The 5,251-nt window shown below is 64.3% G+C and carries 5 protein-coding genes; all 5 read right to left on the reverse strand.

What is annotated here, in order from left to right; translation table 11 throughout:
• Positions 1-347 precede the first annotated feature (347 nt).
• Positions 348-3,002, reverse strand: coding sequence for a replicative DNA helicase (dnaB, locus tag QOI01_RS27930; protein ID WP_526386399.1), 2,655 nt, complete (start codon positions 3,000-3,002; stop codon positions 348-350).
• 478 nt (positions 3,003-3,480) lie between these two features.
• Positions 3,481-3,936, reverse strand: a complete 456-nt coding sequence (rplI, locus tag QOI01_RS27935; protein WP_526386400.1) for a 50S ribosomal protein L9 — start codon at positions 3,934-3,936, stop codon at positions 3,481-3,483.
• A 23-nt stretch (positions 3,937-3,959) separates the two neighbouring features.
• Positions 3,960-4,226, reverse strand: a complete 267-nt coding sequence (rpsR, locus tag QOI01_RS27940; RefSeq protein ID WP_526386401.1) for a 30S ribosomal protein S18 — start codon at positions 4,224-4,226, stop codon at positions 3,960-3,962.
• 56 nt (positions 4,227-4,282) lie between these two features.
• Entirely contained in the window at positions 4,283-4,798 is a 516-nt protein-coding gene (gene ssb / locus QOI01_RS27945; protein ID WP_526386402.1) for a single-stranded DNA-binding protein, read from the reverse strand.
• Positions 4,799-4,895: 97 nt separating this feature from the next.
• Positions 4,896-5,186, reverse strand: a complete 291-nt coding sequence (gene rpsF, locus QOI01_RS27950) for a 30S ribosomal protein S6 (protein ID WP_140689897.1) — start codon at positions 5,184-5,186, stop codon at positions 4,896-4,898.
• Between the last annotated feature and the right edge of the window lie 65 nt (positions 5,187-5,251).

Genomic DNA, 5,251 nt, shown 5'->3' on the forward strand with positions numbered 1-5,251 from the left:
AACGACTGCGAGTCAGATCAAACCAAAGCTCCTGCAGATTCGGGCAATGACGTGTGAACCCACACTCCTGCCTGCCGGCCAGGACAATCCGTCGAGGTCCGGGCTGTAGGTTCTCGCCTTCGATGACATCTATGGTCCGCGCTAACCTGCAGGTTTGCACGCCGTCTCATGACCATCTCCGCCCGGTTTGTCTCACGGAACGCTTCATTTCCTACGAAATGCGTTATGCCGCAACGCCCTGACCTGGGCAGTCTCACACTGAACACTGAATTGGCAACTGGTACTGAGAAAATGCAACGCAGAATGAGGCGCTACACGGGCATTTTTAAGTATACCGCCACACGCCTTTAGTGCGCCATGTTCGTAAATCGCGACAAATGCAGTTGGTGCGCAACGGTAATGGTCTTCGTCGGACCGGCGCGGTGCTTGGCGATGATCAGGTCCGCCTCGCCGCCGCGCGGGTCATCACGCTCGAACGCGTCCGGCCGATGCAGAAGTATAACCATGTCGGCATCCTGCTCTATACTGCCGCTTTCGCGCAGGTCAGACAGCATCGGCTTCTTGTCGGTGCGCTGCTCCGGACCGCGATTCAGCTGGCTCATCGCCACGACGGGAACCCCAAGCTCCTTGGCCAAAAGCTTGATCTGCCTGGAGAACTCGGACACTTCCTGCTGACGGGACTCGACCTTCTTGCCCGACGTCATCAACTGCAGATAGTCGACGACGATCAGCCGCAGGTCGGCCTTCTGGTGTAGCCGTCGTGCCTTGGCGCGGATCTCCATCATCGTCAAGTTCGGCGAATCGTCGATGTAGAGCGGCGCCTCACTGATCTCACTCATCCGACGAGCCAGGCGCGTCCAGTCGTCGTCGCTCATGCGCCCGGACCGCATGTCGGCGAGCTTGATCTTCGCCTCGGCCGACAACAGGCGCATGACGATCTCGGACTTGCTCATCTCCAACGAGAAGATCACGCTCGACATCCGGTGCTTGATCGAACACGACCGTAGGAAGTCCAGGCCCAGCGTCGAATTATGGGTCGGCACCATCGCGCGGCTCGCCAGGTACATATGGCTGACGTTGTCGACCTCGACACAACGCACCGGCACGCTCTCGACACGACGGACGTCGACGATGAACCTCGACCCGGACCGAACAGTGTTGGCGGCGGCACGACGTTCCTTGTGCAGCAATGACTTTCGGTGCAGCCCGAAGACCTCGTCCTCAGTGGCGAACGTCAGCGTGTAAGCCACTGACGACGCTTCGATACGCCCCTTCACCCTCTTGATCGACGTCTGGCAGCGATAGCCCAGGCTTACGACCAGTTCGGCGACGTCGGCTGCCAGCCGCGGGTCTGTGACTGAGAACTGCACGGAACCGCCACCAGTCACCGTTCCGTCGGTGTCGAGGAGGCCGGCCAACAGGGACCGCCGTTGTGTCTCCGACGCGCGCAGGTAGCCGACGGGGATGTGCTTGTTGCCGAGCACGCCAACGGTCCGCAGTCTGCCCTGCAGAGTGCCCACGGCGTTGCGGGACGACTGGCACAGCTGCAATCCGCACGACGAGCGACCGCAGCGTGCACAACGCGGTGCAGGAACGGCTTCCGAGATGAACCGTGCGCGTCCGCCACAGCTGCGACCGCACGTCCGGACCTGACTCGTCTGGGGCACGAACTGGTTGCCGCACACGACACACGCCCGCGCGGCGAAGACGGGCGACTCGGGCATGAGCAGTTGATAGCGGTAGACGGCTGACGCAGACTTGCGTGCGACCAGACCTTCTGCCTCGATACGCATGACGATCTCGGGGTCAGCCGTGGTGATCTGGGCAGCGGCCGTAGTGCCGTCGCCGAGCCAGGCACCCAGTGTGTATGGCGGAACGAGGAATACGCGCTCAGGTCCCTGGACGGCCTCCGCGTTCGCGACCGAGTGGTTCAGGCGTTGGTCGATTGTGGGGCAGCGCAGTGTCCCCGCGATGTCGCGGGTGGTCCGCACGGCGGCGAACGTGCGCTGATTCTTGCTTCTGTTGTAACCAGCCGCAGCGGCCTGCGCAGACTTTCGCGAAGCGCGGGTGTCCGTGAGCCACTGGTGCTGCTCATCCGCGACGATGACCGTGCCGTCGGAGAACTCGACCTCGTAGCAGGGGCGTCCGGTCATCACCTCGGTCGCCGCGACGACGCGCGTCGGCTCGCCGTCGGGTCCGATCAGCTGATCCCCTGGCTGGACCTCGCCCATCGTGGTCCACCCCGTCGGCGTCGGCAGTGGCGTGTCCACGGCGAGCGCCTTCCCCACTCCAGGCCTAGCCGCCACGACGATCATCTGACCGGGGTGCAGACCGTTGGTCACCTCGTCGAGTTCGACGAATCCCGTGGCCACACCGCGGGCGACGCCGCCCTGGGAGGCGATGGCGTCGATCTCGTCCATCGTCGGCTGCAGCAGCTGCTCGAGGACGACGAAGTCCTCGGTGGTGCGCCGCTCGGTGACGTCGTAAATCTCGGCCTGGGCGCGGTCCACGATGTCGGCGACGTCCGCTCCGTCGGCCCCGGCGTACCCGTACTGCACGACCCGCGTGCCTGCCTCCACGAGGCGGCGCAGCAGCGACTTCTCCGCGACGATGCCCGCGTAGTACCCGGCGTTGGCCGCGGTGGGCACCGTCGAGATCAGGGTGTGCAGATACGGCGCCCCGCCGATGCGCTTGAGCAGGCCGCGGCGATCGAGCTCGGCGGAGACGGTGATGGCGTCGGCGGGCTCACCCCGGCCGTACAGGTCGAGGATCGCGTCATAAACGCTCTGATGCGCGGGCCTGTAGAAGTCCCCCGGCCGCAGCCGCTCCAGCACGTCGGCGATGGCGTCCTTGGAGAGCAGCATGCCGCCGAGCACCGACTGTTCGGCGGCCATGTCCTGCGGAGGCTGGCGCCCGTAGTCCTCACTGGGCGGCGCCCCATCCATATCCGAACGACCTCCACCGTGGCCCCCCGAACGGCCCAGGTCATCGACGACGGCCACTAAGCGTTCCACCTCCCTGCACGTCCTGCTCGAAGTCGAACATGCATTCGACTGTAGATCAGCCCCCCGACGGCCTTCCGCTGCGAAGACGCCGGAACAACATGCGACGGCTCACGCTAGACGTTGCTGGAGGCCGCGCAAGCCGTCCCTGTTAACGAACCTGTGGATGGGCTGTGGATAGCGCCGGTGGGGCATGTTGAACCGTTGGGGACAACCTGTGCACAACCATGCAACTTTTCGGCATCCACGCAGATAAGGGCATCACAAAGGCCATGGCGAGCTGTGGATGCGAATTCATTCGGCGTGTCGCCCGGGGTTGCCTTGTCGGGCGTGTTGTGTTGCGCCTATGCGCCCAACAGGTTAACAGCAGGTTAGCTTCGCTGGGCCGAGATCCCGGAGTGATGTTCGCCAGGACGTACAGCAACGCCCGGGTGAAGGCCGATCATGGCTTCACCCGGGCGTATTGACGCTGTTGTTGCTACTCGGCGACTACATTCAGCGACACCGGGACGCTGACCTCGGGGTGCAGCTGCACCGCAACGGCGTAGGTGCCGAGGGCCTTGATGTGGGCCTTGGGCAGCTGGACGGTTCTGCGGTCCAGGTTAGGGCCGCCGGCCTTCTTGATGGCAGCGACGATGTCACCGGTGGCGACCGAGCCGAACAGCTTGCCGCTGACTCCAGCGGTCCGCACCGGTAGCGACACCGGCCCGAGCGCCTCGAGGGCGGTCTGGAGCTCCTTGGCGTGGTCCAGGTCGCGAACGGTCTTGACCTCGCGTGCCTTGCGGATCTCCTCGGCCTGGCGCTCGGCCCCGCGGGACGCGACGATGGCCAACCCGCGAGGAAGCAGGAAGTTGCGGCCGTAGCCGTCCTTCACCTCGACGGTCTCGCCGGCCGAACCCAGGTGGTCGACCTCAGCGGTCAGAATCAGTTTCATGTGAATGTCTTTCCGGTTCCGGTCTAGCGCGATGCCGCGCTGAACGGCAGCAGAGCCACCTCGCGGGCGTTCTTGACGGCGATCGCGATGTCGCGCTGGTGCTGCACGCAGTTGCCGGTGACCCGGCGGGCACGGATCTTGCCGCGCTCGCTGATGTAGGTCCGCAGCAACGCGGTGTCCTTGTAGTCGATCAGCACGTTCTTGCCCTTCTTAGAGCAGAACGCGCACTTGCGGGTCTTTACCGGCTTTTCTGGGGCCGGACGCCTCTTCGTGGATGAGGACTTAGCCATGTATCTATCTCTTTCTCAATGCATTGCGGTGTGCAGACACCGCGGGAAACTATGGGTCAGAACGGAGGTTCTTCGTCAGCACCGTTGAACGACCCCGACGCCGGGGCGCTGCCCCACGGGTCGTCCTTGGGGCCATCGTTGGGACCACTGTTGGCAGCAGCACGGGAACCGCCACCGCCGCCGAAGCCGCCGCCCCCGCCGCCGCTTCGGCTGGCCTTATTCACCTTGGCCGTCGCGTACCTCAGTGACGGGCCGATCTCGTCGACCTCGAGCTCGACGACGGTGCGCTTCTCGCCCTCACGGGTTTCGTAGGACCGCTGCTTGAGACGCCCGGTCACGATCACCCGTGAACCGCGAGTGAGGCTTTCGGCCACGTTCTCGGCAGCTTCGCGCCAGATGCTGCACCGCATGAAGAGCGGGTCGCCGTCTTTCCATTCGTTCGTCTGACGGTCCATCATCCGAGGCGTGGACGCCACCGTGAAGTTGGCGACGGCAGCCCCGGACGGCGTGAACCGCAGTTCGGGGTCGGCGGTCAGGTTTCCGACGACGGTGAGGATGGTGTCACCAGCCACGAGGTCCTCCTGTGCTGTGTTGTTGGCGTGCGGTCGCTTCAGAGCGAGTCGCAGGCGAGCCTACGGAACCACTCTGACGTGCACTAGCCCATTGGGCTCAGTGCTTGTCGGTCCGCATCACCTTGGTGCGCAGCACTGACTCGTTCAGGCTCAGCTGACGATCCAGCTCGGACACCGTGGCCGGCTCGGCCTTGACGTCGATGACGGCGTAGATGCCCTCGGGGTGCTTGAGGATCTCGTACGCCAACCGGCGACGGCCCCAGATGTCGATCTTCTCGACGGTGCCACCGTCCTTGCGGATGACGTTCAGGAACGTCTCCAGCGACGGAGCAACTGTCCGCTCATCGAGCGTGGGGTCGAGGATGACCATGATTTCGTATGGACGCATAAGGAACCCATCACCTCCTATGGTCGTGTGCGGCCACGGCTTGTCCGTGGCAGGAGGGTCGCCTG

It is taken from the genome of Mycobacterium sp. (assembly GCF_032162605.1).
Classification (GTDB): domain Bacteria; phylum Actinomycetota; class Actinomycetes; order Mycobacteriales; family Mycobacteriaceae; genus Mycobacterium.